At 71.0% G+C, this 26136-nt stretch carries 19 protein-coding genes and 1 tRNA gene; 8 read left to right on the top strand and 12 right to left on the bottom strand.

Annotated elements, in window-relative coordinates; translation table 11 throughout:
• Positions 1-33 precede the first annotated feature (33 nt).
• Positions 34-1476: a pyruvate kinase gene (gene pyk, locus ACGFR9_RS32485; RefSeq protein ID WP_393215797.1), complete on the top strand. Its 1443-nt coding sequence runs from the start codon at positions 34-36 to the stop codon at positions 1474-1476.
• A gap of 95 nt (positions 1477-1571) precedes the next feature.
• On the opposite strand, the gene ACGFR9_RS32480 is transcribed toward pyk, so the two are convergent.
• Positions 1572-1644, bottom strand: a tRNA-Leu gene (locus ACGFR9_RS32480).
• 105 nt (positions 1645-1749) lie between these two features.
• Between ACGFR9_RS32480 and ACGFR9_RS32475 the strand changes: the two genes are divergently transcribed.
• On the top strand, positions 1750-2406 hold the full coding sequence (locus ACGFR9_RS32475; protein WP_030228441.1) for an ANTAR domain-containing response regulator: 657 nt from the start codon (positions 1750-1752) through the stop codon (positions 2404-2406).
• Positions 2407-2476: 70 nt separating this feature from the next.
• Here ACGFR9_RS32475 and ACGFR9_RS32470 read toward each other — a convergent pair whose 3' ends face one another.
• The 8 genes from ACGFR9_RS32470 to ACGFR9_RS32435 all read right to left on the bottom strand — a co-directional run bounded on the left by ACGFR9_RS32470 (position 2477) and on the right by ACGFR9_RS32435 (position 12182).
• Positions 2477-3193 carry an ABC transporter ATP-binding protein gene (locus tag ACGFR9_RS32470; RefSeq protein ID WP_393215793.1) on the bottom strand — a complete coding sequence of 239 codons (717 nt, stop codon included), beginning with the start codon at positions 3191-3193 and terminating at the stop codon, positions 2477-2479.
• Positions 3190-4164, bottom strand: coding sequence for an ABC transporter ATP-binding protein (locus ACGFR9_RS32465; RefSeq protein WP_393215790.1), 975 nt, complete (start codon positions 4162-4164; stop codon positions 3190-3192). The genes ACGFR9_RS32470 and ACGFR9_RS32465 overlap by 4 nt, the downstream gene beginning before the upstream one ends.
• Before the next feature lie 5 nt (positions 4165-4169).
• Positions 4170-5996 (bottom strand): branched-chain amino acid ABC transporter permease, encoded by a 1827-nt coding sequence (locus ACGFR9_RS32460; protein WP_393215788.1) that lies wholly within the window; start codon positions 5994-5996, stop codon positions 4170-4172.
• A gap of 5 nt (positions 5997-6001) precedes the next feature.
• Positions 6002-6934, bottom strand: coding sequence for a branched-chain amino acid ABC transporter permease (locus ACGFR9_RS32455; protein WP_393215785.1), 933 nt, complete (start codon positions 6932-6934; stop codon positions 6002-6004).
• 112 nt (positions 6935-7046) lie between these two features.
• Positions 7047-8282 carry a branched-chain amino acid ABC transporter substrate-binding protein gene (locus ACGFR9_RS32450; protein WP_393215782.1) on the bottom strand — a complete coding sequence of 412 codons (1236 nt, stop codon included), beginning with the start codon at positions 8280-8282 and terminating at the stop codon, positions 7047-7049.
• 624 nt (positions 8283-8906) lie between these two features.
• Positions 8907-9293, bottom strand: coding sequence for a hypothetical protein (locus tag ACGFR9_RS32445; RefSeq protein WP_393215779.1), 387 nt, complete (start codon positions 9291-9293; stop codon positions 8907-8909).
• Between the two features lie 75 nt (positions 9294-9368).
• Positions 9369-9851, bottom strand: a complete 483-nt coding sequence (locus tag ACGFR9_RS32440; protein WP_311646868.1) for a hotdog fold thioesterase — start codon at positions 9849-9851, stop codon at positions 9369-9371.
• Between the two features lie 51 nt (positions 9852-9902).
• Positions 9903-12182 (bottom strand): FdhF/YdeP family oxidoreductase, encoded by a 2280-nt coding sequence (locus tag ACGFR9_RS32435; RefSeq protein WP_393215776.1) that lies wholly within the window; start codon positions 12180-12182, stop codon positions 9903-9905.
• A 303-nt stretch (positions 12183-12485) separates the two neighbouring features.
• Between ACGFR9_RS32435 and polA the strand changes: the two genes are divergently transcribed.
• Positions 12486-15227 carry a DNA polymerase I gene (gene polA, locus ACGFR9_RS32430; RefSeq protein ID WP_393215773.1) on the top strand — a complete coding sequence of 914 codons (2742 nt, stop codon included), beginning with the start codon at positions 12486-12488 and terminating at the stop codon, positions 15225-15227.
• A gap of 150 nt (positions 15228-15377) precedes the next feature.
• Positions 15378-15728, top strand: coding sequence for a hypothetical protein (locus ACGFR9_RS32425; protein ID WP_393215770.1), 351 nt, complete (start codon positions 15378-15380; stop codon positions 15726-15728).
• Here the strand turns inward: ACGFR9_RS32425 and ACGFR9_RS32420 are convergent.
• The gene (locus ACGFR9_RS32420) at positions 15652-16506 is read right to left on the bottom strand and encodes a DUF4184 family protein (protein WP_393215767.1); all 855 of its coding nucleotides are present in this window, start codon (positions 16504-16506) and stop codon (positions 15652-15654) included. The genes ACGFR9_RS32425 and ACGFR9_RS32420 overlap by 77 nt on opposite strands.
• A 277-nt stretch (positions 16507-16783) precedes the next feature.
• On the opposite strand from ACGFR9_RS32420, the gene ACGFR9_RS32415 reads away from it, so the two are divergent.
• A complete protein-coding gene (locus ACGFR9_RS32415) occupies positions 16784-18556 on the top strand; it encodes a lytic murein transglycosylase (protein WP_393215764.1) in 1773 nt (590 codons plus the stop codon).
• A gap of 16 nt (positions 18557-18572) precedes the next feature.
• Here the strand turns inward: ACGFR9_RS32415 and ACGFR9_RS32410 are convergent, their stop codons facing one another.
• Together ACGFR9_RS32410 and ACGFR9_RS32405 are read right to left on the bottom strand one after the other, a co-directional pair.
• A complete protein-coding gene (locus tag ACGFR9_RS32410; RefSeq protein WP_393215761.1) occupies positions 18573-21413 on the bottom strand; it encodes an ATP-dependent helicase C-terminal domain-containing protein in 2841 nt (946 codons plus the stop codon).
• Between the two features lie 4 nt (positions 21414-21417).
• Entirely contained in the window at positions 21418-22230 is an 813-nt protein-coding gene (locus tag ACGFR9_RS32405) for a class I SAM-dependent methyltransferase (RefSeq protein ID WP_393215917.1), read from the bottom strand.
• A 372-nt stretch (positions 22231-22602) separates the two neighbouring features.
• Here ACGFR9_RS32405 and rpsA point away from each other — a divergent pair, with 372 nt between their 5' ends.
• The 3 genes from rpsA to coaE all read left to right on the top strand — a co-directional run bounded on the left by rpsA (position 22603) and on the right by coaE (position 26118).
• Positions 22603-24096, top strand: a complete 1494-nt coding sequence (gene rpsA / locus ACGFR9_RS32400) for a 30S ribosomal protein S1 (RefSeq protein WP_030228486.1) — start codon at positions 22603-22605, stop codon at positions 24094-24096.
• 335 nt (positions 24097-24431) lie between these two features.
• Entirely contained in the window at positions 24432-25370 is a 939-nt protein-coding gene (locus tag ACGFR9_RS32395; RefSeq protein ID WP_393215758.1) for a PAC2 family protein, read from the top strand.
• 133 nt (positions 25371-25503) lie between these two features.
• On the top strand, positions 25504-26118 hold the full coding sequence (gene coaE / locus ACGFR9_RS32390; protein ID WP_393215755.1) for a dephospho-CoA kinase: 615 nt from the start codon (positions 25504-25506) through the stop codon (positions 26116-26118).
• Positions 26119-26136: the final 18 nt, after the last annotated feature.

Genomic DNA, 26136 nt, shown 5'->3' with positions numbered 1-26136 from the left:
TCGCTACCGGCCGGTAAGCCCTAGGGTCGAACCATGCGCCGAGCGAAAATCGTCTGCACACTGGGCCCTGCCACCGACTCGTACGACCAGATCAAAGCTCTGGTCGACGCCGGAATGGACGTGGCCCGCTTCAACCTCAGTCACGGCGAGCACGCCGAGCACGAGGAGCGCTACCGACGGGTACGAAAAGCGGCCGACGAAACCGGCCGCAGCATCGGCCTCCTCGCCGACCTTCAAGGCCCGAAAATCCGTCTCGGCCGCTTCACCGAAGGTCCCGTACTCCTTGAACGCGGCGACACCTTCACCATCACCGTCGAGGAAGGCGCCGAAGGCGACCGCACCCGCTGCGGCACCACCTACGCCGGCCTCGCCGCCGACGTCACCACCGGTGAGCGCATCCTCGTCGACGACGGGAAGGTCACCCTCGAGGTCACCGCCGTCGACGGCCCCCACGTCCGTACCACCGTCGTCGAAGGCGGCATGGTCTCCGACCACAAGGGCCTCAACCTCCCCGGCGTCGCCGTCTCCGTCCCCGCCCTCTCCAAGAAGGACGAGGACGATCTGCGCTGGGCACTGCGCACCGGCTTCGACGTGATCGCCCTCTCCTTCGTCCGCAGCGGACGCGACATCAAGGACGTCCACCGCATCATGGACGAGGAGGGCCGCCGCCTCCCCGTCATCGCCAAGGTGGAGAAGCCCCAGGCCGTCGAGAACATCGACGACATCGTCGCCGCCTTCGACGGCATCATGGTCGCCCGCGGCGACCTCGGCGTGGAGATGCCCCTCGAACAGGTGCCCATCGTCCAGAAGCGCGCCGTCAAGCTCGCCAAGCGCAACGCCAAGCCGGTCATCGTCGCCACCCAGATGCTCGATTCGATGATCGACAACGCCCGGCCCACCCGCGCGGAGGCCTCCGACGTCGCCAACGCCGTCATCGACGGCACCGACGCGGTCATGCTCTCCGGTGAGACCAGCGTCGGCAAACACGCCGTCGAGACGGTCCGCACCATGGCCCGCATCGTGGAGGCCGCCGAGGAGGACATCCTCGCCAAGGGCCTGCCGCCCCTCACCGAACGCAACAAGCCCCGCACCCAGGGCGGCGCGGTCGCCCGCGCGGCGGCCGAGATGGGCGACTTCCTCGGTGCCCGCTTCCTGGTCGCCTTCACCCAGTCCGGCGACACCGCCCGCCGTCTCTCCCGCTACCGCAGCCCCATCCCGCTGCTCGCCTTCACCCCGGACCCGGCCACCCGCTCCCAGCTCAGCCTCACCTGGGGCGTGGAGACCTTCCTCGGCCCCCACGTCGACTCGACGGACGCGATGGTCGATCAGGTGGACGACCTGCTCCTGAGGTACGCCCGCTGCGAGAAGGGCGACACGGTCGTCATCACGGCCGGCTCCCCGCCCGGGGTCTCCGGTTCCACGAACCTGGTCCGGGTCCACCACATCGGCGAGGACGACAGCCCCGAGCAGCCCTGACGGACCGTGCGTGAACGGCGCGCGGAAAAAAGCGGATGTTCACCGAAAAGGTGAACATCCGCCCGTAAATCGTGACCTTGGATATGAAGGAAAAGTACCCCGGGTCGGATTCGAACCGACGCTGGATGGTGTTTGAGACCATTGCCTCTACCGCTGGGCTACCGGGGCGCCCTGCAAAACGAAGGTAGACGGTCACCCGCCGTGCCCCCACCTTACCGTAGCTGGGTACGCTCTTGTCAGCAGTACCGGTCTGCCCCGCATCAAGGAGCCCACGTGAGCGCCCCCGAGCCGCCCCAGCCAGTAGACGTGCCCGATGACGACAAGTCGCACGTGCCTCCGATGACGACCCGTGTCGTGATCGCCGAGGACGAGGCGCTGATCCGGCTCGATCTCAAAGAGATGCTGGAGGAGGAGGGGTACTCCGTCGTCGGTGAGGCCGGTGACGGTGAGCAGGCGGTGGAGCTGGCGCGTGAGCACCGGCCGGATCTGGTCATCCTCGATGTGAAGATGCCGAAGCTGGACGGTATCTCCGCGGCGGAGAAGATCGCGGAGGAGAGCATCGCACCCGTGCTGATGCTGACGGCGTTCTCGCAGCGGGATCTGGTGGAGCGGGCGCGGGACGCCGGCGCGATGGCGTATCTGGTGAAGCCGTTCAGCAAGAGCGATGTGGTGCCGGCCATCGAGATGGCGGTGTCGCGGTTCACGGAGCTGAAGGAACTGGAGCGCGAGGTCGCGGATCTGAGCCTGCGGCTGGAGACGCGCAAGCTGGTCGACCGGGCGAAGTCGGTGCTGCAGACGCAGTACGGGCTGTCGGAGCCGGCGGCGTTCCGGTGGATCCAGAAGACGTCGATGGACCGGCGGATGTCGATGCAGCAGGTGGCGCAGGCGGTCATCGACGACGCGGAGGAGAAGAAGGCGTCGAAGGGCTGAGAGCCCGCTGTACGGCACGAGGCCCGCGCCCCCCGCTCGGCAGGGGGGCGCGGGCCTCGTGCCGTACGGCTCAGTCCTCGCCGAGGTAGGCCTTGCGGACGGATTCGTCGTGGAGGAGGTCCCGTCCGGTGCCGGAGAGGACGATGTTGCCGATCTCCATGACATGACCGTGGTCGGCCAGGGAGAGGGCCGCCTGGGCGTTCTGCTCGACGAGCAGGATAGTGGTGCCCTGGGACTTGAGTTCGGCGATGGTCGCCATGATCTTCTGCATCATGATCGGCGAGAGGCCCATGGAGGGCTCGTCGAGCATCAGGAGCTGGGGCCGGGACATGAGTGCCCTGCCCATGGCGAGCATCTGCTGTTCTCCGCCGGAGAGGGTGCCGGCGGCCTGCTTGCGGCGTTCCCCGAGGATGGGGAAGAGGTCGTAGGCGCGCTGGATGTCCTTCTCGATGCCCGCCCTGTCGCTGCGGAGGAAGGCGCCGAGGCGGAGGTTGTCCTCGATCGTCATACGGGGGAAGATGTGCCGCCCCTCGGGGGAGTGGGCGAGCCCCAGGGCGACGATCTTGTGGGCCGGGGTCTTCTTGAGCGACTTGCCGTTGAACCTGATCTGTCCGCCGACGGGCTTGAGCAGCCCGGAGAGCGTGCGCAGCGTGGTGGTCTTGCCGGCGCCGTTGGTGCCGATCAGGGTGACGACCTCGCCGGCCCCGACGCTGAAGGAGATGCCCTTGACGGCCTGGATCTTGCCGTAGGCGACTTTGAGGTCCTCGACCTCGAGGAGTGCGGTCATCGGTCGTTCTCCTTGCCGGGCACGGCGTCCGTGGTGGCTTCCGCCTCCGCCTCCGCGTCCGCCCCGGGTTCGGTCCCGGCGGCGGCTGCTTCGGCCTTCTCCTCGGCCGCGGCTTCGGCGGCCTCGACCTCGGCGGCTTCGGCGGCGCCGGGGTCGTTCTCCATGGGTTCGCCGATGTAGGCGGCGATGACGCGTTCGTCCCCCTGCACCGTGGCGGGGTCGCCCTCGACGAGCTTCTGGCCCTGGACGAGGACGGCGACGCGGTCGCAGAGGTTGAAGATGAACCGCATGTCGTGCTCGATCACGAGGACGGCGATGCCCTGGTCACGGATGGCGAAGATGAGTTCCTCGGCCGCCCGGGTCTCCTGGGGGTTCATGCCCGCGGTGGGCTCGTCGAGAAGCAGCAGACCCGGCTCGCTGGCGAGGGCGCGGGCGATCTCGAGCTTGCGCTGCTCACCGTAGGGGAGGTTGCGTGCGAGGTGGTCGGCCTTGGCGTCGAGACCGACGAACTCCAGGAGTTCCATGGCGCGGGCGCGGGAGGCCGCCTCGGCCCTGTGGAAGCCGGGGCCGCGCAGGATGGCGGACCAGAAGCCTTCCTTGGTACGGGTGTGACGGCCGACGAGGACGTTCTCGAGAACCGTCATGTTGGCGAAGAGCCGGATGTTCTGGAACGTCCGGGCGATACCGGCGGCGGTGACCTTGAAGGACTTGGGCGGCAGCACCTTGTCCTTGTAGCGGACCTCGCCCTCGGTGGGGATGTAGAGACCGGTGAGGCAGTTGAAGAAGGTGGTCTTGCCGGCGCCGTTGGGGCCGATGAGGCCGACGATCTCGCCGCTGTTGACGGTGAGGTCGACGTCGCGGACGGCGGTGAGGCCGCCGAAGCGCATGGTGACGCCGCGTGCGTCGAGGACGGTGGTACCGGGGGCGGGCGCGCCCGGTGCGGTGTCCTTGGTGGTGGTGTCGGTGGTCATGGTGGTCAGGCCCCTGTCTTGCTCAGGACTGTGGGCGCTTCGGCCTCTTCGTGGAACTCCAGTTGGCGGCGCCGGTTGGGGATGAGGCCCTCGGGCCGGAAGCGCATCAGCAGGACGAGTGCGAGTCCGAAGGCGAGGAGCTGGAAGTCGCCCAGGAACTGGAGCTTGTTGGGGATCAGGAAGAGCAGCGCGGCCCCGATGAGGGGTCCGGCGATGGTGCCCATGCCGCCGAGGACGACCGCGGCGAGCAGGAAGGCGGAGTTGGGCGGGGTGGTGCCGGCGAACAGGTACTGCTCGGGCGTCACGGTGTAGGTGACGTGCGCCTGCACGGTTCCGGCGAGGCCGGCGAGGGTGGCGCCGACGGCGAAGGCGATGAGCTTGACCCGGAAGCCGTGGATGCCCATGGCCTCGGCCGCCGTCTCGTCCTCGCGGATGGCGACCCAGGCGCGGCCGATGCGGGAGTCGCCGCTGCGCCGGAAGACGAGGACGACGACGGCCGTGATGAGCAGCATCAGGAAGAAGTAGTTGGCGAACCGGCCGATGGTGAAGCCGGCGATGTCGTGCTGGACCCCGAGGTCGAAGCCGAGGATGTTCAGGTCCGGGATCGAGGCGATGCCGTTGGAGCCGTTGGTGAGGTCGGGTCCGGAGGTGCCGTCGGTGTTGTTGGCGGCGATACGGAAGATCTCACCGAAGCCGAGGGTCACGATGGCGAGGTAGTCGCCGCGCAGCCGCAGGGTCGGGGCGCCGATGAGGACGCCGAAGACGAGGGAGGCGACGGCTCCGACGATGACGGCGGCCCAGAAGGGGAAGTGGACGCCGAACGGCGAGCTGGGGGAGCCGGAGACGAGCGCGGCGGCGTAGGCGCCGACGCCGAGGAAGGCGACGTAGCCGAGGTCGAGCAGACCGGCGAGGCCGACGACGATGTTCAGACCGAGGGCGACCGTGGCGAAGATGAGGATGTAGACGCCGAGGGTGGCGTACTGGTCGTCGGTCTGGGTGAAGGGGAAGCAGGCCGCCGCGATGAAGGCGCCGCAGACGGTGATGTTGGTGTGCCGTGCGGTGATCTGGGACGCGTGGGCGACCAGGCCGGCGCGGTTGAGCGCGGCGAACGCGAAGCCGGCGGTGATGAGGAACCCGATGAAGAGTTCGTCGTACTCGGTGCCGATGCCGTAGGTGAAGACGACGAGGGCGAGTGCCAGGACGGCGACGATGATCAGGATCTCGGCGTACGACGGCAGGGCGCGCACCGGGCGCGGGCTGCCGGAGGCGAACGTGGCCCGGACGGTGGCCCAGCGGTGTCCGGCCTGGTGCTTGAAGTGCTCCCAGCCGGTGTCGTCGGGGTCGATCGGGTCGGGTTCGGGCCGCTCGAAGGGGAGGGCGAGGGCGCCGAGGAGGGCGATCAGGGTGGCCGCGGCGACGACGTAGCCGCCGGGTTCCAGGTTGACGAGGCCGCCGAGCTTGAAGCTGATCGCGAGGATCGTGTACCAGGCGGTGACGAAGGTGCCGAGGACGGCGTACTTGAGGGCCGCGTCGGCGCCGGCGGGGGTGAGCCAGCCGAGTCCCTTGACGCCGTAGGAGGCGAGGGCGAACAGGGTGGCGAGGGCGCCGCCGACGAGGACGAGGACCTGGAGTCCGCCGGGGTAGCCGTAGAAGGTGAGGTCGCCGGGGAATTCGTCGGTCCAGGTCCAGGCGAGGAACGTGGAGACGACGGTGAGGATGCTGCCGCCGGTGGCGAGGGCCCTGCCGATGTGCGGGGGTATGCCGATGAGGCCGGTGGAGGCGTTCTCGGTGGGGGCGGCCGCGGGGGTCGCGGCGGTGGTCTGTGTGGTCATCGGTGTCACGCCCTGTCCGCAACGCGTTCGCCGAGCAGGCCCTGTGGCCTGAACAGCAGCACGAGGATGAGGAGGATGAAGGCCCAGACGTCGGCCCAGGACTGGCTGCCGAACTTGTCCAGGCCGGGGATGTCGGCGATGTAGGCGGTGGCCAGGGTCTCGGCCACGCCGAGGACCACGCCGCCGATCATGGCGCCGTAGATGTTGCCGATGCCGCCGAGGACCGCCGCGGTGAAGGCCTTGAGGCCGAGGATGAAGCCCATCTTGAAGTCGATCTGGCCGTACTTGAGGCCGCTCGCGACGCCTCCGATGGCGGCGAATACGGCGCCGAGGGCGAACGCGATCACGATGATGCGGTCGGTGTTGACACCCATGAGCTTGGCGGTGTCCGGGTCCTGCGCGGTGGCCTGCATGCCGCGTCCGGTGCGGGTGCGCATCACGAAGTAGGCGAGGACGGCCATGCTGACAGGGGCGGCGACGAGGAGGAAGATGTCGCCGGTCTGGATGGTGGCGCCGCCGATGGTGAAGGGGCCGCCCTCGATCTGCGGGAAGGGCAGCTTGGACTTGGCCTCGGGGTAGAAGGCCCAGACGGCCTGCTGGAGGGCGAGGGAGAGTCCGATGGCGGTGATGAGCGGGGCGAGGCGGGGGGCGCCGCGCAGGGGACGGTAGGCGAACCGTTCCGCTCCGATGGCGACGAGGACCGAGACGATCACGGCGCCGAGCAGCATCAGGGGGAGTGCCACCCAGATGGAGGTGCCGTCGGGCAAGATGTACAGATGTACGGTCAGGGCGCCGAAGGCGCCGACCATGAAGATCTCGCCGTGGGCGAAGTTGATGAGCTGGACGATGCCATAGACCATTGTGTAGCCGATGGCGACGAGGCCGTACATGGATCCCAGTAGCAGGCCGTTGACCAGCTGCTGCGGCAGTTCGTTCACCGCATGTCCTCCGAGCTTCGGAACGTTCGACGGATGGGGCCGGATGCGAGTCCGCGCGGGACGCCAGTGGAACAGCGCCCCGCGCGGCTCGTGGGAGTGGTGCGGGCGGTGGTCAGCCGGTGAAGGTGCCGGACTTCACGGTGGCCCAGTCGCCGTCCTTGACGGAGTACACGGTGAGCTGCTTGTTGGTGGCGTCACCGAACTCGTCGAAGGAGACCTTGCCGGTCACTCCGTCGAAGGAGACGTTCTGCATGGCGTCGACGACCTTGGAGCGGGCGTCGTCGGGGAGCTTGCCGTCGTTGTCCTCGATGACCTTCTTGACGGCCTCGATGATCGCCCAGGCGGAGTCGTACGAGTAGCCGCCGTAGGCCTCGAAGGCCTCCTTGTAGCCGGCGTCCTTGTAGTTGGCGACGAATTCCTTGGCGGAGGGGAGCTCCTCGACGGGCGCGCCGACGGAGGTGGCGAGGTCGCCGGTGCCGGCCGCGCCGGACAGCTTGATGAAGTCGGCGCTGTAGATGCCGTCACCGCCGACCAGCGGGATCTTGGCGCCGGCTTCCTTGATCTGCTTGCTCAGGGGGCCGGCCTGCGGGTACTCGCCGCCGTAGTAGACGACGTCGGCGCCGGACTGCTTGACCTTGGTGGCGACGGCGTTGAAGTCCTTGCTGTCGGGGTTGATGTGCTCGGTGCCGACGACCTTGCCGCCGAGCTTCTTGAACTCCTCGGTGAAGGTGGCGGCGAGGCCGGCGCCGTAGGTCTTCTTGTCGTCGATGACGAAGACCTTCTTCTTCTTGGCGTCGTTGTAGACGTACTGCGCGGCGAACGGGCCCTGGATGGCGTCCGTGGTCGCGGTGCGGAAGTACGACTTGTACGGCCGGGTCTTCGTGTTCTGCCAGTCCACGCCCTGGGTGAGGGCCGGGTTGGTGTTGGCGGGGGAGACCTCGACCAGCTTGGCCGTGTCGAAGACCTTCTGCATGGACTCGCCGACGGAGGAGTTCAGCGGGCCGACGACACCGAGGACGTCCTTGTTGGCGACGAGCTTGGTGGCGTTCTGCTGGCCGACGGAGGCCTGGCCCTGGTCGTCGAGCGCCTCGATCTTGAAGGTGACGCCGTCGACGTACTTCTCCTTGTTGGCGGTCTTCGCCGCGAGGTCCACGGAGTTCTTGATGCCGAGGCCGAGCGCGGAGAGGTCGCCGGTCATCGGCGCGTCGACGCCGATGACCACGGTGGTGCCACCGTTGCCGGAGTCCGAGCTGCCGCCGCCGTCATCGTCGCGAGAACCGCAGGCGGTGAGGGTGAGTGCTCCCGCCGCCAGCGCGGCGGTGATGGCGATGAGCGAACGTTGACGCACGATCCAGTCCTTTCCCCTGACAGCCGCTTCCCGGTGGAAACGGCCGAGTCGAGCGCTGGGCCGAAGTGGGAATCGGGCGGCGCGGTGACTGGCCGTGACTCTAAGCGCGGGTGGGGAATGTCGAGGAGGGTCTGGCCAAGGCTGTGACGCTCTTGTTATGACACGACGTATTGCAGAGCGGTACTGAGTGGGGGGAACGGCTGAATTCTCGCCGTTTTGCCCTGTCCGGATGGTGAGAAACCGCAGGACCGGGCGGAGTGTGTTCAGGTGCGTCAGGGGTTTTGGTGATTACCTGAAATCGTTGCTGAGGGCGACTTGTAGGGCTTGCGGGGCGAGGTCGCGCCCCCTGCGGCACCCGGGGCGGGGCGGGTGGCTTTATTGCGCGCGTATTACGCAGAGTTACGTCCGGGAAAGGAGGTCCGGCGTTTGCGGTGCTTTCCCTCATTCCGTCTCGGAAGGGGTGACGGAGGGCTCTGGATGGGGTGGGGGGGGCGGACGAATTCCGTGTAATGGCCACGTAAAGGAGGGGTTTCCGGCCGGGCCGGACATGGAATACGGTGTTCCGGATTGCCGTTGCATGGCTGTTGGCCTGCGGTTTTCCTCAACGGGCCGGTGGGATCGGGCTCATTGCCACGGTCCGCCCGTCGGTCCGCCGCCGCGATACCGGCCGGCGCACCCCGTGCGTACCTGGCGGTCGACCAACTTCCGCGCGGCCTCGACACCTTGACGCCTCTCGACGGGGCGGGCGGCGGCCACGGCCGCGCGCAGGATGTCGTACTGGCCGTTGGACAGTCCCATGGACTGGTAGTCGCCGTACCCGTCACTGTCGAGAGCCTTGCGGGCCCAGTACCCGACGAGCTTCACGCACAGCTCCTCGCCGGACGCGGCGCGTGATGGCGGCGGGGTGGAGCCGGCCCGCCTTCCGGGAGCGGAGACGTCGCAGCCGGTCACCATGAGGCCCGCCACGAGCACCGCCAGGAGACACGCCCGCGCGGCCCCCGCTCGTCCCATGTCCGCACCGTAGAGCGGCCGCCGCCCCACGGCAACGGGGGTGCGGGCAGACGCTCCCCGCACCCCCGACGGACGTCAGCCCGCGGCCTGTTCCCCGTCGCCGGGGCGGAGGTCGCGGAGCAGGCAGGTGAGGCGGGCGGTGCAGACCCGCTTGTCCGCCTCGTCGGTGATGACGATCTCGTACGTCGCCGTGGACCGGCCCCGGTGGACCGGGGTGGCGACGCCGGTCACCAGGCCGGAGCGGACGCCCCGGTGATGTGTGCAGTTGAGGTCGACACCGACGGCGATCTTGGAGCTGCCGCCGTGCAGCATCGACCCCACCGACCCCAGCGTCTCCGCCAGCACGGCGGACGCGCCGCCGTGCAGCAGCCCGTACGGCTGGGTGTTGCCCTCCACCGGCATCGTCCCGACGACCCGCTCCGCCGACGCCTCCAGGATCTGCACGCCCATGCGCGTGCCCAGATGGCCCGCCGAGAAGAGCGCCGGCAGGTCCACCCCGAGTGCGGCGTACTCGTCGATGACCCCCTGCGGGAACTTCACCTGCTGCTGCTCGCCCATGGGCCCGGCTCCTTCGTCGTGCGTCGGTACGGCGGTCTGCTAAGCAAACGCTCAGTCCGTCGCCGATTGTTCCAGACGCACCACGACCGACTTGCTGGCCGGGGTGTTGCTGGTGTCCGCGGTGGCGTCCAGCGGCACCAGGACGTTGGTCTCCGGGTAGTACGCCGCCGCACAGCCCCGCGCCGTCGGGTAGTGCACGACGCGGAAACCGGGCGCCCTGCGCTCCACCCCGTCCTTCCACTCACCGACGAGATCGACGTAACTGCCGTCGGCCAGCCGCAGCTCCCGCGCGTCCTCCGGGTTCACCAGCACCACCCGACGGCCGTTCCTGATGCCCCGGTAGCGGTCGTCGAGGCCGTAGATCGTGGTGTTGTACTGGTCGTGCGAGCGCAGCGTCTGCAGCAGCAGCCGCCCCTTCGGCAGCTCCGGGTACTCCACCGGCGCCGCCGTGAAGTTGGCCTTGCCGGTGGCCGTGGGGAAGCGGCGCTCGTCGCGCGGCGCGTGGGGGAGCGCGAAGCCCTCGGGGCGTGCCACGCGCGCGTTGAAGTCCTCGAAACCGGGGATCACGCGGGCGATGCGGTCCCGGATCGTCGCGTAGTCCTTCTCGAACTCCTCCCACGGCACCGTGTCGTCCTCACCGAGCACCCGCCGGGCCAGCCGGCACACGATGGCCGGCTCCGACAGCAGCCGCGGACCCGCCGGTTCCAGGCGTCCGCGCGAGGCGTGCACCATGCCCATCGAGTCCTCGACCGTCACGAACTGCTCCCCGCCGCCCTGCAGATCGCGCTCGGTGCGGCCCAGCGTCGGCAGGATCAGCGCACGCGCGCCCGTGACGGCGTGCGAGCGGTTCAGCTTCGTCGACACGTGCACCGTCAGCCGGGCCCGGCGCATCGCGGCCTCGGTGACCTCGGTGTCGGGAGAGGCGGACACGAAGTTGCCGCCCATGGCGAAGAACACCTTCGCCATGCCGTCGCGCAGCGCCCGGACTGCCCGTACGACGTCGAAGCCGTGCTCGCGCGGGGGTGCGAAGCCGAACTCCTTCTCCAGGGCGTCCAGGAACGCCGGAGCGGGCCGCTCGAAGATGCCCATCGTGCGGTCGCCCTGCACGTTGGAGTGGCCGCGCACCGGGCACACCCCCGCGCCAGGACGGCCGATGTTGCCACGCAGCAGAAGGAAGTTGACGATCTCCCGGATCATCGGCACGGAGTGCTTGTGCTGGGTCAGGCCCATCGCCCAGCACACGATGGTGCGTTCGGAGGCGAGGACCATCCGCAGGCACTCCTCGATGTCCCCGCGCGTGAGACCGGTCGCCGTGAGCGTCCCGTCCCAGTCGGCGTCCCGCGCGGCCCCGGCGAACTCCTCGTAGCCGTGGGTGTGCTCGCGTACGAACTCCTCGTCCACCGCGCCGGGCGTCTCGAGGATCAGCTTGTTCAGCAGCCGGAACAGGGCCTGGTCGCCGCCGAGACGGATCTGCAGGAACAGATCGGTCAGCGCGGCGCCCGTGGTGAGCCCCTTGGGGGTCTGCGGGTTCTTGAAGCGCTCCAGGCCCGCCTCGGGCAGCGGGTTGACACTGATGATCCGAGCGCCGTTCGCCTTGGCCTTCTCCAGCGCGGACAGCATGCGCGGATGGTTCGTACCGGGGTTCTGGCCGGCGACGATGATCAGATCGGCCTTGTGGAGATCCTCCAGCAGCACGCTGCCCTTGCCGACGCCGATCGTCTCCGACAGGGCCGAGCCGGAGGACTCGTGGCACATGTTGGAGCAGTCGGGCAGATTGTTGGTGCCCAGGCGCCGGGCGAACAGCTGGTACAGGAACGCGGCCTCGTTGCTGGTGCGCCCCGAGGTGTAGAAGACGGCCTCGTCCGGGGAGCCGAGCGCGGCGATCTCCTCGGCGACGATGTCGAAGGCCCGCTCCCACGTGACCGGCTCGTAGTGCGCGCCGCCCTCGGGCAGATACATGGGGTGTGTCAGCCGGCCCTGCTGCCCCAGCCAGTAGCCGCTGCGGCCGGCCAGGTCCGCGACGGAGTGCGCCGCGAAGAACTCCGGGGTGACCCGGCGCAGGGTGGCCTCCTCGGCCACGGCCTTCGCACCGTTCTCACAGAACTCCGCGCGATGCCGGTGCTCCGGCTCCGGCCAGGCGCACCCCGGGCAGTCGAAGCCGTCCTTCTGGTTCACGCTGAGCAGTGTCAGGGCGGTCCGCTTCACGCCCATCTGCCGCTGCGCCATACGCAGGGTGTGACCGACCGCCGGCAGCCCCGCGGCCACGTGCTTCGGCTCGGCAACCTGCGGCGCGTCCTGAACCGGATCACTCTTGGGCGGCTTCGCTGCCATCGCGCACTCCTGTTCCACATACACGTATGAGGGGACCTCCGATCCTGTCATGCTCCCTCAGCGCGCCCGCAGCCCGAAGGAGGAGGCCCGCACCCCCAGCCCGTCCCACGTTCGAGGAGGAGGCCCGCACTCCCAGCCCGTCCGGCGTTCCAGGACGAGGCCCGTTCAGGGCCGAGGGGGTCCGGGGCGCAGCCCCGGGGACGGGACGGGAAGGGGCGGCGGGGGCGAACCAACGACCCCCCGCCCCCTACCCCCACCACCGCCCGCCCCCGGCTGTCAGTGCCACGTGGCAGGATCGGACACGTGGCAGAGACAGCGAAGAAGACCGATCAGACCCCCGGCGACACCGGCGCAGACGCGAGCCCCCGCCCCCGCCTGATGCTCATGGACGGGCACTCCCTCGCGTACCGCGCATTCTTCGCGCTGCCCGCGGAGAATTTCACCACCGCGACGGGCCAGCCGACCAACGCCGTCTACGGCTTCGCGTCGATGCTGGCCAACACACTCCGTGACGAGGCCCCCACCCACTTCGCCGTCGCCTTCGACGTCTCCCGCAAGACATGGCGCTCGGAGGAGTTCACCGAGTACAAGGCGAACCGCTCCAAGACCCCGGACGAGTTCAAGGGCCAGGTCGAGCTGATCGGCGAGCTCCTCGACGCGATGCACGCCGAGCGCTTCGCCGTCGAGGGCTTCGAGGCCGACGACATCATCGCCACCCTTGCCACCCGGGCCGAGGCCGAGGGCTTCGACGTGCTGATCGTCACCGGCGACCGCGACTCCTTCCAGCTGGTCTCCGAGCACACCACGGTGCTGTACCCGACGAAGGGCGTCTCCGAGCTGACCCGGTTCACCCCGGAGAAGGTCGTCGAGAAGTACGGACTGACGCCGGCCCAGTACCCGGACTTCGCCGCCCTGCGCGGCGACCCGTCGGACAATCTCCCCGGCATTCCCGGTGTCGGCGAGAAGACCGCCGCGAAGTGGATCAACCAGTTCGGCTCCTTCGCCGAGCTGGTCGAGCGCGTCGAGGAGGTCAAGGGCAAGGTCGGGCAGAACCTGCGCGACCACCTGGAGTCGGTCAAGCTCAACCGCCGCCTCACCGAGCTGGAGCGCGGGGTCGAGCTGCCCCGGGGCGTCCCCGACCTGGAGCGCGCCGCCTACGACCGCAAGGCCGTGGCGATGGTCCTGGACACCCTGGAGATCAGGAACCCGTCGCTGCGGGAGCGGCTCTTCGCCGTCGACCCGGGCGGGGAGGAGGCCGAGTCCACCCCGGTCGTCGCGGAGGGCGTGGAGCTGGACGGCACGGTGCTGGGCACCGGCGAGCTGACCGGCTGGCTCACCGAGCACGCCACCGGCCCCCTCGGCGTGGCCACGGTCGACACGTGGGGCCTCGGCACCGGCTCCGTCGCCGAGGTCGCCCTGGCGACGTCCGCCGGACCGGCCGCCTGGTTCGACCCGTCCGAGCTGGACGAGGCCGACGAGCGGGCGTTCGCGGACTGGCTCGCCGACGCGGAGCGGCCCAAGGTGTTCCACAACGCCAAGGGCGCGATGCGGGTCTTCGCCGAGCACGGCTGGACCATCGAGGGCGTCATCATGGACACCGCGCTCGCCGCGTACCTGGTGAAGCCGGGCCGCCGCTCCTTCGACCTGGACGCGCTGTCCCTGGAGTATCTGCACCGCGAGCTGGCGCCCGCCGCCGCGCCCGACGGCCAGCTGGCCTTCGGCGCGGACGACAGCGCGGAGGCCGAGGCGCTGATGGTGCAGGCCCGCGCCGTCCTCGACCTGGGCGAGGCCTTCGAGGGCCGCCTCGCGGACGTGGGCGCGGCGGACCTGCTCCGCGACATGGAGCTGCCGACGTCCGCCCTGCTCGCCCGCATGGAGCGGCACGGCATCGCGGCCGGCCGGGAGCACCTCCAGGCCATGGAGCAGATGTTCGCCGGCGCCGTGCAGCAGGCGGTGAAGGAGGCGCACGAGGCGGCCGGGCACGAGTTCAACCTGGGCTCGCCCAAGCAGCTCCAGGAGGTCCTCTTCGGCGAGCTGTCACTGCCGAAGACGAAGAAGACGAAGACCGGCTACACCACGGACGCCGACGCCCTGGCCTGGCTCGCCACCCAGACCGACAGCGAACTGCCGGTGATCATGCTCCGGCACCGTGAGCAGGCGAAGCTGCGCGTCACGGTCGAGGGCCTGATCAAGACGATCGCCGCGGACGGCCGTATCCACACCACGTTCAACCAGACGGTCGCCGCGACCGGCCGCCTCTCCTCCACGGACCCCAACCTGCAGAACATCCCGGTCCGCACGGACGAGGGCCGCGCGATCCGCCGCGGATTCGTGGTCGGCGAGGGCTTCGAGTCGCTCCTCACCGCCGACTACAGCCAGATCGAGCTGCGGGTGATGGCCCACCTCTCCGAGGACGCGGGCCTCATCGAGGCGTTCACCTCGGGCGAGGACCTGCACACCACGGCGGCCGCCCAGGTGTTCTCGGTGGAGCAGTCCGCGGTGGACGCGGAGATGCGCCGCAAGATCAAGGCGATGTCGTACGGCCTGGCGTACGGACTGTCGGCCTTCGGCCTCTCCCAGCAGCTGAACATCGAGGCGGCGGAGGCGCGTGCCCTGATGGACGCGTACTTCGAGCGCTTCGGCGGCGTACGGGACTATCTGCGCCGGGTGGTCGACGAGGCGAGGGCGACCGGCTACACGGCGACGCTCTTCGGCCGCCGCCGCTATCTCCCGGACCTCAACAGCGACAACCGGCAGCGCCGCGAGGCGGCGGAGCGCATGGCGCTGAACGCGCCGATCCAGGGCACGGCGGCGGACATCGTCAAGATCGCCATGCTGAACGTGGACCGTGCCCTGCGCGAGGCGGACCTGCGCTCCCGCATGCTCCTCCAGGTCCACGACGAGATCGTCCTGGAACTCGCCCCCGGCGAACGTGCCGCGGTGGAGGACCTGGTCCGCCGCGAAATGGCGTCCGCGGTGGAACTCCGCGTCCCCCTGGGCGTCTCCGTGGGCGCGGGCCCGGACTGGGAGTCGGCGGCGCACTGATTCGGCCCGTCTGGGGGTACCCCCTCTGGGGGAGTTCGAGGCCTGGGGGCCCGAAGGGCCGAAAGGGGGCTGGGGGCGCAGCCCCCGGCCTTCACCCACGTGGCCCCCACGAAAGCGCCGCCACGGCAAGGGCCGGACACCATGCAGAGCATGGCTATACGCATCGTCGAGGCCGCCGCGAGTACCGCCCGCACCCCGGTCGGCGTCGCCACCGCGCTGCGGAACGCGACGGCGGAACTCGGCCGCCGTGTCGCCGACGGCGGCCGGCGAACGGGCCGCACCGCCGAAGGCGTCCCGGGCGGACCGCCCCCGTGGCGGCTGTGGGCCGAGCTGGCCCGCGCCTACCTCACCCTCGCGCTCACCCTGCTGCCCCGGCCCCGCCCGGTCCGCACCGTCACCGTGTTCGTCGCGGCGAGCGACACGCTCAGCGTGCGCCCGTACGGCTCGGCCGCCGTGTACCGCCGTCCGCAGGGACCGCCGTGGCCGGACGCCACACCCTGACGGCCACCGCGTACACCGGCAGCCCGAGCACGAGTCCCGCACCCGCGCCGAAACACACGGTGGGGATCAGCTCCCAGGGCTTCGCGGCCGACCCCCAGTAGGCCCACCACCGCGCGGCCCGCTGCACCGCGGCCACCGCCGCGCACCCGCCGAGCAGCGCGAGCGCCCACCACCGGTCCCCGGCGGACAGCGAGGGAACGCCCGGGGAGCCGGCGCCGTCCGGTGTCCGCCGCAGCGCCCGCGCCACGAACAGCGCGATCACGACCGCGGCCACCGCCGAACCGCCGTACTGCAGATACCAGTACAGCGGCGACCCCGCCACCTCCTCGCCCAGCACGGGGAAGACCCGCATCCCCCACCGGTCGAGATGTGTGAACGCGTCCCAGACCACATGCGTCGACGCCCCCAGCACGGCGGAGACGTACCAGCGTGTCACCAGCGACGGCCGTACCCGTGCCCGTGGCGTCCCGCAACGCAGGAGTGCCGCCGTCCGCCCCTGCCGGGCCGACGGCAACAACGCCACCAGCGGTTCGCGCACCAGCAGCCACAGCCCCACCAGCGCCCAGGCGATGAGCACATCGACCGTGAACACACCCCAAAACGCGTGGGTGACGTCGCCGAACTCCATCGCCTCCGGCAGGACACTCGCCGCGTAATAGGTCATGTCGGGAGCGAAGCTGCCCGCGACCAGTACGGCGGGTACCAGAGGCCCTCGACCGCTCCCGTCGGTGCGCACGGCGGGCAGCACCGCCGCCGCATGGCTGAGCGTGAACGGCAACTCGGCTCCTCCTGACACTGGTTGACCGGTCCTCCGATCGGCGAGCTCAGTATGCGGGACGCCCCGGCGGCCTCCTCCGCCCCACGAGAACGTGGCCAACCGGTGAATATCGGTCAGGAACAGGTGTCCGGCCAAAGGAAGTTGTCGTAGGGTCGCGAGGGCCGTCGTGCCGGATGTCCGGGGAAGGGCAACCGGCGGAGGCGGGAAGATCGTCACACCAGTGCGAACACAACACAGGCTGACGGACGCCACGACGTCCACGGGAGGGGTTCACTCTATGGCGGCGCAATTCGGCAGAAGGCTGCGCAAGGGAGTGACCACCACCGCCGTGGCCGCGGCGGCGGTGGCGGCCCTGGCCGCGTCCCAGGCCCCCGGCGCGACGACCGACAGCGCCGGCGGACAGACCACCTCGGACGCCACGTCCACGCCCGACGAGGCCATCGACGGAGACGGCGCGACCGGCGACTCGCCCTACTACACGGACCTGCCGCCGCTCAACAGCCCCAACCCCTCCCCGTCCGCGGGCACCGGGATCGACACGTCCGGGGTGACCGAGGCCGGTATCCCCGCCACCGTCCTGGACGCCTACAAACAGGCCGAGGCGACGCTGCGGGAGAAGAAGCCCGGCTGCAACCTGCCCTGGCAACTGCTCGCCGCCATCGGCAAGGTGGAGTCCGGCCAGGCCCGCGGCGGACGCGTCGACGCCGACGGCACCACCCTCTCGCCCATCCTCGGCCCCCAGCTCGACGGCAACGGCTTCGCCCTCATCAAGGACACCGACAACGGTGCCTACGACGGCAACAGCACCTACGACCAGGCCGTCGGCCCCATGCAGTTCATCCCCTCCACCTGGGCGTGGGCGGGCCGCGACGGCAACGGCGACGGCCGCGAGGACCCCAACAACATCTACGACGCCGCCCTCGCCGCCGGCCACTACCTGTGCCGCAACGGCTGGGACCTGTCCGTCCAGGACGACCTCGACAAGGCGATCCTCAGCTACAACAACTCGACGGAGTACCTCAACACCGTCATGTCGTGGCTGGAGTACTACCGCAGGGGCACGCACGAGATCCCGGACGGCACCGGCACCCTGCCCACGGACCGCAGCGACCGCGTCACGGTGCCGCCGTCCGCGAGCGCGGCACCCAAGCCGAAGCCGGAGCACAGCACGACGCCGGAGCCCGGCACGAAGCCGCCCGGCTCCAGCCCGAGCCCCAAGCCGCCCACCGCCCCCGGCACCCCGACCACGCCGCCCACCACGCCGCCCACCCCCACGGACACGGTGGACCACCTCGAGAACGCGGGTGTCGCGCGGTTCACCGCGATGGCGGGCGACACGTTCACCGAGCGGATGAGCGCCCGCGCGGAGACGGACGCGGGCAGGACGGTGGCCAAGGTACGGATCCGTTTCACGATCACCGGCGACACCGACACCACGTTCACCGGCGGCGAGCGCGTCGCCACCGTCATGACCGACAGTTCGGGCGTGGCCGTCGCCCCGGCGCTCCGGGCGGGCGAGCAGACCGGCGCCGTCACCGTCCAGGCCACCGTGGCCGGCCGTACGGTCAAGGGCGTCTCCTACAAGGCGACGGTCACCGAGCGCGCCGCCGACTCCCTCGTCCGCACCGGCGACACGCCGCTCACCTGCACCCCGGGCGGCGCGTTCGCGGACGCGGTCGAACTGAGGGCCACCTACCGCGGCGAGGCCGCCGACAAGGTCGCCGCCACCGCGACGCTCATCAACTCGATCCTCGACCCGAGGGAGAGCGACAAGGGCCCCTACTTCAAGGACGCCGACGGCAACGCCGTACGCACCCTGAGCCTGACGACGGACGCGGACGGGCTGCTGAAGCTGCCCCCGCTGTACGCGGACGAGACCGAGGGCACCTTCCTGCTCCGCGTCACCACCGCGGGCGGAGCGACCACCACGGTCAGCCTGACCGTGAAGGCGGCGCCGTCCGAGCCGGAAACCCCGGACCCGTCCCCGGACCCGTCCACGGACCCGTCCACCGATCCGTCCACCGATCCTTCGGAGAGTCCCGCCGCCTGACGCCGGGCGGAACGGATCACCGCCCGAGCCGCGCGTTGGTGTGCCGAGTCGGCTCGGCGGTGGCCGGATCCTGCGGCCACGGGTGCCTGGGGTAGCGCCCGCGCAGTTCGGCCCGTACGCCCGTGTAGCCGTCCCGCCAGAACGAGGCGAGATCGGCGGTCACGGCGGCCGGCCGCCCGGCCGGGGACAGCAGATGCACCAGCAACGGCACCCCGGCCACCCGAGGCGACTCCTGGAGGCCGAACATCTCCTGCAGCTTCACGGCGAGCACCGGCCGCTCCGGATCGGAGTAGTCGATCCGGATTCCGGACCCACTGGGCACGGTGATCCGCTCGGGGGCGAGTTCGTCGAGCCGCGCGGCCTCCCCGGAGGCCCACGGCAGCAGCCGCGTGAGCGCCTGTCCGGCGTCGATCCGCGCGAGGTCGGCCCGCCGCCGGGCCCGGCTCAGCTCCGGCTCCAGCCACTCGTCCACGCGCGCGTGGAGCGCCTCGTCGGAGACATCGGGCCACGGCGCACCGAGCCGACCGTGCAGAAAGGCCAGCCGCTGCCGCAGTACGACGGCCCCGGCCGGCCACCGCAGCAGCCCGAACCCGTCCCGCAGCAGCCCGTCCAGCAGCGCCCGCCGTACGAGGGCGGGGTCGGCGCCGGTGTGCGGCCGCACGGCCAGCTCGACCGCCCCGAGCCGTTCGACGCGCCGCGCGAGGACGTCCCCGTCGGCCCAGCCCACCTCCTCACGCGACTCCAGCAGCGCCCCCGCCGCGAGCCGCGCGGTCTCCTCGTCGACGACGGCCGCCAGCCGCACACGCGCGTGCCCGCGTCCCACGGGCCGATCGGCCACGGCCACGGCGACCCACTCGACTCCCCGCAGCCCACCGCCCCCCGTCACCTCGGCCCGGGTCCCACCCACCATCAGATACGACCCCCCGTCCACACGCCCCACCCGCTCCGGAAACGCCAACGCGACGACCAGCCCGACCCGCACCTCCTCCCCACGCACGGCCGCCCAGGAGCCCGCCGCGCTCCCACCCGACCCCCGCGGGGCACCGGAGCCGGCCGGGGCGGGCGCTTTCGGGGTGTGCGTGGCGAGGATGCCGCCGTCCGCCGACCCGCCCGCCGCGTGCCCACGGGGCCGCGTGGGGGTGTCCCGGGCGGCATTCGCGCCCGCGGCGTCCAGGGTGTGCGCGGCGTCGTCCGCCGCGTGTCCACGGGACCGTGTGGGCGTAGCCCCGGTGGCTGCCGCGGGTGTGTCCGGACCGGCGGCCGCCCGGATGACGTCGTCCGCCGGTGTCCGGACCCCCTCCGCGTGCCCGGGGGCCCGCATGGGCGTCGAGGAGTCCGCGGGGTCGCCCGGCGCCCCCGGCACCAGCCCGCGCAGGCGGCGGACCTCCGTGCGCCACCGTGTGGCGTAGGCGTCGCCGCCGCGTCGCGCGGTGCGCAGGGCGGCGGTGAGGTCGTCGCCGTACTCGCGCGGGGGTTCCTCCGAGAGCAGGGCGACCACCTCGGCGGCGAGGCCGGGGCCCACCGCCGGGGCCGCGTCCAGCAGGGCGCGGCCCAGACGCGGGTGCAGGCCGAGACGGGCCAGCCGGACACCCCGCTCCGTGGCCCGCCCGTCCGGCCCCACCGCGCCGATCGCCGTCAGAACCGCACGGGCCGCCGTCATCGCGCCGCCCGGCGGTGGATCCAGCAGGGCCAGCCCGGAGGCGTCCGGATCGCCCCAGCAGGCCGCCTGGAGCGCGAACGCCGTCAGATCGGCCACCTTGATCTCGGGGGACGGGAACCGGGACAGCCGCGCGTCCTCCGCCTCCGCCCAGCACCGGTACACGGCACCCGGCGCCTCACGCCCGGCCCGCCCGGCCCGCTGGAGCCCCGCCGCGCGGGACGCCCGTACCGTCGTCAGCGCGCTCAGCCCCCGCGCGTGGTCCACGCGCGGCTCACGCGCCAGCCCCGAGTCCACGACCACCCGCACCCCGGGAACCGTCAGTGACGACTCCGCGACCGAGGTCGCCAGCACCACCCGGCGCCGCCGCCCGGCCGCCAGCACCGCGTCCTGCACGGCGGCGGGGGCCCGCCCGTGCACCTGCAGCACATCGACGTCCCCGAGGCCCCCCAACTGCCCGGCCACCCGCGCGATCTCGCCGACCCCCGGCAGGAACGCCAGCACGTCCCCGTCCCGCTCCGCCAGTGCCCGCCGCACCACCGACGCCACATGAGTCAGCAGCGCCGGATCGACCCGCATCCCGTGCGGCGGCCGTACCGCACGCGCGGGAGGCGCCCACACGACGTCCACCGGGAACGCGGCCCCGCGCGCCTCCACCACGGGCGCGTCCCCCAGCAGCCGCGCCCAGCCCTCCGCGTCCGTCGTCGCCGACGCGGCCACCAGCCGCAGCTCCGGACGCAGCGCCTCGCGTACGTCCCACAGGAACGCCGCCGCCGTGTCCGCGTCCAGATGCCGCTCGTGGCACTCGTCGAGCACCACCACGTCCACCCGGGACAGCTCCTGGTCGCGCTGCAGGCGCTGCAGCAGCACACCGGTCGTGACGACCTCCACGCGTGTGCGCCGCCCCACGGTCCGCTCCCCGCGCACGGTGAAACCGACCGACTCGCCGACCCGCTCGCCCAGCAGCCACGCCATCCGCCGGGCCGCCGCGCGGGCCGCGATCCGCCGCGGCTCGGCGACCACCACCCGCCGCGCGGGCCCGTCCCCAAGCAGCCCGGCCAGCGCGAGCGGCACCAGCGTCGTCTTGCCGGTACCCGGCGGCGCCACCAGTACGGCGGTGCCGTGCGCGTCGAGCGCGTCGGTCAGCCCCGGCAGGGCCTCACGTACGGGAAGGGCGTCCAGGGCGTCGTAACGGATCACGCACTCAGTCCCGTACGCACACGAAGACCGCCGTGCCCGGGATCAGGTTCCCGCGCAGCGGCGACCAGCCGCCCCACTCGGAGGTGTTCCAGGCCGGCCACTCCGGCTCCACCAGGTCCACCAGCCGGAATCCCGACGCGACGACGTCCCGGACCCGGTCCCCGAGCGTCCTGTGGTGCTCCACGTACACCGCGTGGCCCGTGTCGTCCTGCTCCACATAGGGCGTGCGGTCGAAGTACGACGCGGCCACGCTCAGTCCCTCCGGGCCGGGCTCGTCCGGGAACGCCCAGCGGATCGGGTGCGTGACCGAGAAGACCAGCCGGCCGCCGGGCCGCAGCACCCGCCGGACCTCGCGCAGCACCAGCCGCGGATCGGCGACGAACGGCAGCGCCCCGTACGCCGAGCAGGCCAGGTCGAAGGAGGCGTCGGCGAACGGCAGCGCGCCCGCGTCCGCGCAGACGAGCGGGAACGGTCCGCCGATCCGCAGCGCGTGCTGCAGCTGCCGGTGCGAGATGTCCAGGGCCACCGGCCGCGCCCCCTGCCCGGCCAGCCAGCGCGAGCACTGCGCCGCGCCGGCCCCCAGTTCCAGGACGTCCCGCCCCTTCAGCTCCTCCGGCGGGCCGAGCAGCTCCGCCTCCACCTCGTCCAGCCCTTCGGGGCCCCACACGAAGCGGTCGTCGCCGAGGAACGTGCCGTGCTCGACCTGGTACTCGTCCGCGTTGCGGTCCCACCAGCCCCGGTTGGCGCGGGAGCTCTCCGTGACACCGGCCTGTCGCCGGGTCGCCTCCGGTTCTGGCGCTTCGGGCTCTTGGATGATCGGCTCCCTCGTCGTACTCTTCCGTCCAGTCGGTCCCCGGTGTGTCGCCGAAAAGGGGTCTTCGTCGCCCCTGCGTGGCCTCGGGAGACCGCAGTTGTGCCGGTTATGCGGCGATCCGCCCCGGGTGGGCGGCTTCGCGCATTGACCCTGCCCGGCTGCCCCCGTATGCTACAAGTTGCGCTGCGAGCCTGCGCACCTCAGACGTAGCAGGCTGTGCTCGCATCTGTTGCATGTCCCCTCGGTTGTCGAGGCGCATCACCGGATCACTTCTGGTGGGGCGCTTCCTTGGCTGTCCGGCTTCTGCAGAGCGAAAAGGGCTCCCGGCGTAAGCAGTACCTACGACTCAATGTCCGTACCGGAGCCCTTTCCCACATGACGAGCAGCACCGAGACCACCGCCACCACCCCGCAGGTTGCGGTCAACGACATCGGTAACGAGGAAGCCTTCCTCGCCGCGATCGACGAGACGATCAAGTACTTCAACGACGGCGACATCGTCGACGGCGTCATCGTGAAGGTCGACCGGGACGAGGTCCTGCTCGACATCGGTTACAAGACCGAAGGTGTCATCCCGAGCCGCGAGCTCTCGATCAAGCACGACGTCGACCCCAACGAGGTCGTCGCCGTCGGTGACGAGATCGAAGCCCTTGTTCTCCAGAAGGAGGACAAGGAAGGCCGCCTGATCCTCTCGAAGAAGCGCGCCCAGTACGAGCGTGCCTGGGGCACCATCGAGAAGATCAAGGAAGAGGACGGCATCGTCACCGGTACCGTCATCGAGGTCGTCAAGGGTGGTCTCATCCTCGACATCGGCCTCCGCGGCTTCCTCCCGGCCTCCCTGGTCGAGATGCGCCGTGTCCGCGACCTCCAGCCCTACGTGGGCAAGGAGCTCGAGGCGAAGATCATCGAGCTGGACAAGAACCGCAACAACGTGGTCCTGTCCCGCCGCGCCTGGCTGGAGCAGACCCAGTCCGAGGTGCGCCAGACGTTCCTCACCACCCTCCAGAAGGGTCAGGTCCGTTCCGGCGTCGTCTCCTCGATCGTCAACTTCGGTGCCTTCGTGGACCTGGGTGGCGTCGACGGTCTGGTCCACGTCTCCGAGCTGTCCTGGAAGCACATCGACCACCCGTCCGAGGTTGTCGAGGTCGGCCAGGAAGTCACCGTCGAGGTCCTCGACGTGGACATGGACCGCGAGCGTGTCTCCCTGTCGCTGAAGGCGACCCAGGAAGACCCGTGGCAGCAGTTCGCCCGCACCCACCAGATCGGCCAGGTCGTGCCCGGCAAGGTCACGAAGCTGGTTCCGTTCGGTGCGTTCGTCCGCGTGGACGAGGGCATCGAGGGTCTGGTCCACATCTCCGAGCTGGCCGAGCGCCACGTGGAGATCCCGGAGCAGGTCGTCCAGGTCAACGACGAGATCTTCGTCAAGGTCATCGACATCGACCTCGAGCGCCGCCGCATCAGCCTCTCGCTGAAGCAGGCCAACGAGGCCTTCGGTGCCGACCCGTCGGCGGTCGAGTTCGACCCGACCCTGTACGGCATGGCCGCGTCCTACGACGACCAGGGCAACTACATCTACCCCGAGGGCTTCGACCCCGAGACCAACGACTGGCTCGAGGGCTACGAGACCCAGCGCGAGGCGTGGGAGACCCAGTACGCCGAGGCGCAGCAGCGGTTCGAGCAGCACCAGGCGCAGGTCATCAAGTCCCGCGAGGCGGACGAGAAGGCCGCCGCCGAGGGTGGCGAGGCCGCCGCTCCGGCCGCGTCCGGTGGCGGTTCGTACTCCTCCGAGGGTGGCGACCAGTCCGGGGCGCTCGCTTCGGACGAGGCCCTTGCCGCTCTGCGGGAGAAGCTGGCGGGTGGGCAGAGCTGACGCTCGCTCCTAGCAGTTGACTGAGGGGCCGCACCGATTGAGGGTGCGGCCCCTCAGTGCTGCCCCGGTGCTGTCCCGGGCGGGGGTTGTGGGTCGGCTGCCGGCCGGTGGGGGCTTGTCGCGCCCGCGCGGCGGAGCCGCATATCGATACAGCCCCGCGCCCCCAGGGGGTCGTGCGCGCCCCGATGAGAACCCCGCCCGTGCCCGTGGTGGGGAACCGTCGCGCTCCTCGACGGAAGTACCCGGCGTTCATGCCCCCTTGGGAATCGGGCGCGGGGGAATGTCAGTGAGGGGTGCCACGTTGTTGTGTACGGACACGAGGAGGAGCGGTCACTGTGCTTGATCCGCAGGGTTTGTACGCATGGGAGCCGAAGGGGCTCGGCGTCGTCGACATGGCGCTGGCCCAGGAGTCGGCCGGCCTTGTCATGCTCTATCACTTCGACGGATACATCGACGCGGGGGAGACCGGCGACCAGATCGTCGACCAGCTGCTCGACACACTGCCCCACCAGGTCGTCGCCCGCTTCGACCACGACCGGCTCGTCGACTACCGCGCCCGGCGGCCGCTGCTGACCTTCACCCGTGACCGGTGGAGCGACTACGAGGTGCCCGCCATCGAGGTGCGTCTCGTCCAGGACGCCACCGGAGCGCCCTTCCTGCTGCTGTCCGGGCCCGAACCGGACGTGGAGTGGGAGCGCTTCGCCGCCGCCGTCCAGCAGATCGTGGAGCGGCTCGGCGTACGCCTGTCGGTGAACTTCCACGGCATCCCCATGGGCGTCCCGCACACCCGCCCCGTCGGCATCACCCCGCACGGCAACCGCGCCGAGCTGGTCCCGGTGGCCGGCAGCGCCTTCGACGAGGCGCAGGTGCCGGGAAGCGCCGAGGCGCTCGTCGAGTACCGGCTCATGCAGGCCGGGCACGACGTCCTGGGTGTCGCCGCGCACGTGCCGCACTACGTCGCCCGCTCCCCGTACCCGGACGCGGCACTGACCGCCCTGGAGGCCATCACGGCCGCGACCGGACTGGTGCTGCCCGGCGTCGCGCACTCCCTGCGCACCGACGCCCACCGCACCCAGACCGAGATCGACCGCCAGATCAAGCAGGGCGACGACGAGCTCACCGCCCTCATCCAGGGCCTGGAGCACCAGTACGACGCCGCGGCGGGTGCGGAGACCCGGGGCAACATGCTCGCCGAGCCGGTGGAGATTCCGTCGGCCGACGAGATCGGCCGTGAGTTCGAACGCTTCCTGGCCGAGCGGGAGGGCGACGGCTGAGGCCGTCCCGGCAGGGCCCAGGGGGTGTCGTCCGGATCAGGCCGGCTCCAGGCAGCGGCGCCTTGGCCTCTACCGGACCCCGCGACCCCGCGACCCCGGCAGGATCCGAACGACACCCCGTAGGCTGCCTCCCATGCTGAAAGTGGGCCTGACCGGCGGGATCGGAGCCGGCAAGAGCGAGGTGTCGCGGCTGCTCGTCGAGTGCGGGGCCGTACTGATCGACGCGGACCGGATCGCGCGCGAGGTCGTCGAACCGGGCACGCCCGGCCTCGCGGCCGTCGTGGACGCCTTCGGCACGGAGATCCTCACGGCAGACGGCCGCCTGGACCGGCCCAAGCTGGGTTCCATCGTCTTCGCCGACCCGGAGCGACTGGCCGTCCTCAACGCGATCGTCCACCCGCTGGTCGGCGCCCGCTCCCGCGAGCTGGAGGAGACCGCCGCCGAGGACGCCGTCGTGGTCCACGACGTCCCCCTCCTCACGGAGAACGGCCTGGCCCCCCTCTACGACCTCGTGATCGTCGTCGACGCGAGCCCCGCGACCCAGCTCGACCGGCTCGTCGGCCTGCGCGGCATGTCCGAGGAGGACGCCCGCGCGCGGATGGCCGCCCAGGCCAGCCGAGAGCGGCGCCGGGAGATCGCCGACATCGTCGTCGACAACGACGTCCCCCTCGCCGAGCTGGAACAGCGGGTCAAGGACGTGTGGTCCGAGCTCGTGCACCGGGCGTCCCCGCGGTCCCCCGCGGAATAGGGAGCCCCGGCCGGTGCG

Origin of the sequence: Streptomyces sp. NPDC048584 (assembly GCF_043199595.1) — a bacterium.
Taxonomy (GTDB): domain Bacteria; phylum Actinomycetota; class Actinomycetes; order Streptomycetales; family Streptomycetaceae; genus Streptomyces; species Streptomyces edwardsiae.
Note: the sequence above shows the minus strand (reverse complement) of the source record. Positions and strands in the feature narration are given on the sequence as shown.